The sequence below is a fragment of the Nocardioides turkmenicus genome, assembly GCF_011045035.1.
In the GTDB taxonomy this organism is placed as follows: domain Bacteria; phylum Actinomycetota; class Actinomycetes; order Propionibacteriales; family Nocardioidaceae; genus Nocardioides; species Nocardioides turkmenicus.
This window is the reverse complement of the sequence record NZ_JAALAA010000044.1, coordinates 1-5550: the sequence shown is the minus strand read 5'-3', so window position 1 is coordinate 5550 and position 5550 is coordinate 1. Positions and strand designations below refer to the sequence as shown.

Here is a 5550-nt window from a genome sequence, read left to right as displayed (position 1 = left end):
AGCGCCGAGTTGGAGAAGCGAGAGTGGCTCTGATAAAGTCTGCGAGGCAGGACCGGCCAGAGGGTCTGGAGCTGGTAAGGAAGCGCGGTTAGCGCCGAATTGCTGAAGCGAAAGAGAGCCTGGTAGGGTTCAGCACGAAGAACAAAGCAGGACCTAAAGCGAATAAAGCAGTCACCGGACTGGCTGGGAACGGATGTTTCGAAATCTACCGGTGTGCGTGTGATTCTTGAGAACTCAACAGTGTGTCATAGTCGACGAATTAGTTTGTTATGCCCCGTCGACCAGGTCCTTTTAGTGGGGATGTTGGTTGATGGTTTCTTTGACAATTGATTCTGGCAAACACGATCTTTGATCGTATGTCAGTGTCTCCTGTCAGGGCATCTCTTTTTCCAAGCATGGCTGTTTACAGTGTGTTTGGTGTTGTTTTTCAACGGAGAGTTTGATCCTGGCTCAGGACGAACGCTGGCGGCGTGCTTAACACATGCAAGTCGAGCGGAAAGGCCCTTCGGGGTACTCGAGCGGCGAACGGGTGAGTAACACGTGAGTAATCTGCCCCAGGCTCTGGGATAGCCACCGGAAACGGTGATTAATACCGGATACGACAACCGATTGCATGATCTGGTTGTGGAAAGTTTTTTCGGCCTGGGATGTGCTCGCGGCCTATCAGCTTGTTGGTGAGGTAATGGCTCACCAAGGCTTCGACGGGTAGCCGGCCTGAGAGGGTGACCGGCCACACTGGGACTGAGACACGGCCCAGACTCCTACGGGAGGCAGCAGTGGGGAATATTGGACAATGGGCGGAAGCCTGATCCAGCAACGCCGCGTGAGGGATGACGGCCTTCGGGTTGTAAACCTCTTTCAGCACAGACGAAGCGCAAGTGACGGTATGTGCAGAAGAAGGACCGGCCAACTACGTGCCAGCAGCCGCGGTAATACGTAGGGTCCGAGCGTTGTCCGGAATTATTGGGCGTAAAGGGCTCGTAGGCGGTCTGTCGCGTCGGGAGTGAAAACCAGGTGCTTAACACCTGGCCTGCTTTCGATACGGGCAGACTAGAGGTACTCAGGGGAGAATGGAATTCCTGGTGTAGCGGTGAAATGCGCAGATATCAGGAGGAACACCGGTGGCGAAGGCGGTTCTCTGGGAGTATCCTGACGCTGAGGAGCGAAAGTGTGGGGAGCGAACAGGATTAGATACCCTGGTAGTCCACACCGTAAACGTTGGGCGCTAGGTGTGGGATCCATTCCACGGGTTCCGTGCCGCAGCTAACGCATTAAGCGCCCCGCCTGGGGAGTACGGCCGCAAGGCTAAAACTCAAAGGAATTGACGGGGGCCCGCACAAGCGGCGGAGCATGCGGATTAATTCGATGCAACGCGAAGAACCTTACCTGGGTTTGACATACACCGGAAACACCTAGAGATAGGTGCCCTTTTAGTCGGTGTACAGGTGGTGCATGGCTGTCGTCAGCTCGTGTCGTGAGATGTTGGGTTAAGTCCCGCAACGAGCGCAACCCTCGTCCTATGTTGCCAGCAATTCGGTTGGGGACTCATAGGAGACTGCCGGGGTCAACTCGGAGGAAGGTGGGGATGACGTCAAGTCATCATGCCCCTTATGTCCAGGGCTTCACGCATGCTACAATGGCCGGTACAAAGGGCTGCGATCCCGTGAGGGTGAGCGAATCCCAAAAAGCCGGTCTCAGTTCGGATTGGGGTCTGCAACTCGACCCCATGAAGTCGGAGTCGCTAGTAATCGCAGATCAGCAACGCTGCGGTGAATACGTTCCCGGGCCTTGTACACACCGCCCGTCACGTCACGAAAGTCGGCAACACCCGAAGCCAGTGGCCCAACCCTTGTGGGGGGAGCTGTCGAAGGTGGGGCTGGCGATTGGGACGAAGTCGTAACAAGGTAGCCGTACCGGAAGGTGCGGCTGGATCACCTCCTTTCTAAGGAGTAAGTGGCCATGGATTCACACGGCACAAGGTCGTGTGGTGATGGTGCTACTCGCTAGTGGAATCGTCGATGAACGATCAGTCGGATACTTGCTGGTCATCTCAGTACTGCCCAACTCTCTTCGGAGACAGGGCGTGGAACCTGGTGGCTGCCGGTGACGGCTTGGTCTTGACACACTGTTGGGCCCTGAGGAATCACACACGTGAGTTTCTCTCGCCCCCTTCGGTCGAAGCTCTTCGGAGTGGAGATGGTTGTGCGGGCTGGCCGGCGCCGAGAGGTGGCCGGGGTTGATAGTTGGATAGTGGACGCGAGCATCTTGTTTAATAAGAATGCACACACCTTGTAGGCACTTGTGAGCCTCTGGTTTAGGCCTTTGGTTTGTGGGTGTTGGTGTGTGTTGGTCTTCGTAGCGCAGACAAGCTCGGCAATCTTGCAGTGATGCGAGTTGTTGTTGTTTGTTGTTTTTGTTGAGTGTTTGTGAGAGATAAGCTATGAAGGGCACATGGTGGATGCCTTGGCATCAAGAGCCGATGAAGGACGTTGGAGCCTGCGATAAGCCCTGGGGAGTTGGCAACCGAGCGTTGATCCGGGGGTGTCCGAATGGGGAAACCCAGCACGAGTCATGTCGTGTTACCTGCGCCTGAATCTATAGGGCGTTTGGAGGGAACGCGGGGAAGTGAAACATCTCAGTACCCGTAGGAAGAGAAAACAATAGTGATTCCGAGAGTAGTGGCGAGCGAAATCGGATGAGGCCAAACCAACTGCGTGTGATAGACGGCAGTCGTTGCGTAGTTGGGGTTGTGGGATATGTCTGTCATCGTCTGCCGGCGGTGAGCTCAGTAAGAAACCAAGCATGAAGGCGAACCAGTTGGGAAGCTGGGCCGTAGCGGGTGATAGCCCCGTAGTCGTATGTGTTTGGCTGGGTTGATGTACTTCCCAAGTAGGACGGCACTCGTGGAATGTCGTGTGAATCTGGCGGGACCACCCGCTAAGCCTAAATACTTCTTGATGACCGATAGCGGACCAGTACCGTGAGGGAAAGGTGAAAAGTACCCCTGGCGGGGAGTGAAATAGTACCTGAAACCGTGTGCCTACAATCCGTCAGAGCCCGGCCGACCCCTTGTGGGTAGTGGGGGTGATGGCGTGCCTTTTGAAGAATGAGCCTGCGAGTTAGCGGTGTGTGGCAAGGTTAACCCGTGTGGGGTAGCCGTAGCGAAAGCGAGTCCTAATAGGGCGGTTGAGTCGCGCGCTCTAGACCCGAAGCGAAGTGATCTAGCCATGGGCAGGTTGAAGCGCCGGTAAGACGGCGTGGAGGACCGAACCCACTTCAGTTGAAAATGGAGGGGATGACCTGTGGTTAGGGGTGAAAGGCCAATCAAACTTCGTGATAGCTGGTTCTCCCCGAAATGCATTTAGGTGCAGCGTTGTGTGTTTCTTGCCGGAGGTAGAGCACTGGATAGCCGATGGGCCCGACCAGGTTACTGACGTTAGCCAAACTCCGAATGCCGGTAAGTGAGAGCGCAGCAGTGAGACAGTGGGGGATAAGCTCCATTGTCGAGAGGGAAACAGCCCAGACCATCAGCTAAGGCCCCTAAGCGGTAACTAAGTGGAAAAGGATGTGGAGTCGCAGTGACAACCAGGAGGTTGGCTTGGAAGCAGCCACCCTTGAAAGAGTGCGTAATAGCTCACTGGTCAAGTGATTCCGCGCCGACAATGTAGCGGGGCTCAAGTTATCCGCCGAAGCTATGGCACTCCGGTTTTCCGGGGTGGGTAGGGGAGCGTCGTGTATCGGGTGAAGCAGCGGAGTGATCCAGCGGTGGACGGTACGCGAGTGAGAATGCAGGCATGAGTAGCGAATGATGTGTGAGAAACACATCCGCCGATTGATCAAGGGTTCCAGGGTCAAGCTAATCTGCCCTGGGTAAGTCGGGACCTAAGGCGAGGCCGACAGGCGTAGTCGATGGACAACGGGTTGATATTCCCGTACCGGCGAAGTGACGCCCATGATGAGGCGCATGATGCTAACCATCTGAAGCACACGTGACCGATCCCTTCGGGGTGAGGCGTGTGTGTGGAACATGGGACCCGAGTGTGTAGTAGTCAAGTGATGGGGTGACGCAGGAAGGTAGTCGAACCACGGCGATGGTTGTCCGTGGCCAAGCATGTAGGACTGAGTCTAGGCAAATCCGGGCTCTGTATGTCTGAGATGTGATGGGGACCCGTTTGGGGAAGTCGATGATCCTATGCTGTCGAGAAAAACCTCTAGCGAGTCATGAGCCGCCCGTACCCCAAACCGACTCAGGTGATCAGGTAGAGAATACCGAGGCGATCGAGCGAACCATGGTTAAGGAACTCGGCAAAATGCCCCCGTAACTTCGGGAGAAGGGGGGCCCGGATCGTGAACCCACTAGCTGGGGGAAGCGTGAAGGGCCGCAGAGACCAGGCCCAAGCGACTGTTTACTAAAAACACAGGTCCGTGCGAAGTTGTAAGACGATGTATACGGACTGACTCCTGCCCGGTGCTGGAAGGTTAAGAGGACGGGTTAGCCGTAAGGCGAAGCTCAGAATTTAAGCCCCAGTAAACGGCGGTGGTAACTATAACCATCCTAAGGTAGCGAAATTCCTTGTCGGGTAAGTTCCGACCTGCACGAATGGAGTAACGACTTGGGCGCTGTCTCAACCGTGGACTCGGCGAAATTGCACTACGAGTAAAGATGCTCGTTACGCGCGGCAGGACGGAAAGACCCCGGGACCTTTACTATAGTTTGGTATTGGTGTTTGGTTCGGCTTGTGTAGGATAGGTGGGAGACTGTGAAGCGCACACGCCAGTGTGTGTGGAGTCATCGTTGAAATACCACTCTGGTCGTACTAGATGTCTAACTTCGGACCATGATCTGGTTCAGGGACAGTGCCTGATGGGTAGTTTAACTGGGGCGGTTGCCTCCTAAAATGTAACGGAGGCGCTCAAAGGTTCCCTCAGCCTGGTTGGCAATCAGGTGGCGAGTGTAAGTGCACAAGGGAGCTTGACTGTGAGACAGACATGTCGAGCAGGGACGAAAGTCGGAACTAGTGATCTGGCCACGGCATGTGGAAGCGTGGTCACTCAACGGATAAAAGGTACCCCGGGGATAACAGGCTGATCTTCCCCAAGAGTCCATATCGACGGGATGGTTTGGCACCTCGATGTCGGCTCGTCGCATCCTGGGGCTGGAGTAGGTCCCAAGGGTTGGGCTGTTCGCCCATTAAAGCGGCACGCGAGCTGGGTTTAGAACGTCGTGAGACAGTTCGGTCCCTATCCGCCGCGCGCGTAGGAAACTTGAGAAAGGCTGTCCCTAGTACGAGAGGACCGGGATGGACGAACCTCTGGTGTGCCAGTTGTACCGCCAGGTGCATGGCTGGTTGGCTACGTTCGGAAGTGATAACCGCTGAACGCATCTAAGCGGGAAGCACGTTTCAAGATGAGGTTTCCCACCCTTTATGGGTTAAGGCCCCCTACAGACTATGGGGTTGATAGGCCGGAGGTGTACAGCAGTGATGCCCAGCCGACCGGTACTAATAGGCCGAGGGCTTATCTTTCATAAACCCTCAACAAAAACAACAA

Annotated in this window: 2 rRNA genes; both read left to right on the top strand. The window is 55.4% G+C overall.

Features of this window, described 5'->3' with window-relative positions:
• Positions 1–427 precede the first annotated feature (427 nt).
• Positions 428–1942, top strand: a 16S ribosomal RNA gene (locus G5C66_RS25495).
• 489 nt (positions 1943–2431) lie between these two features.
• Positions 2432–5525 (top strand): 23S ribosomal RNA (locus G5C66_RS25490).
• Together the 16S and 23S rRNA genes form the textbook arrangement of a ribosomal RNA operon.
• Positions 5526–5550 lie beyond the last annotated feature (25 nt).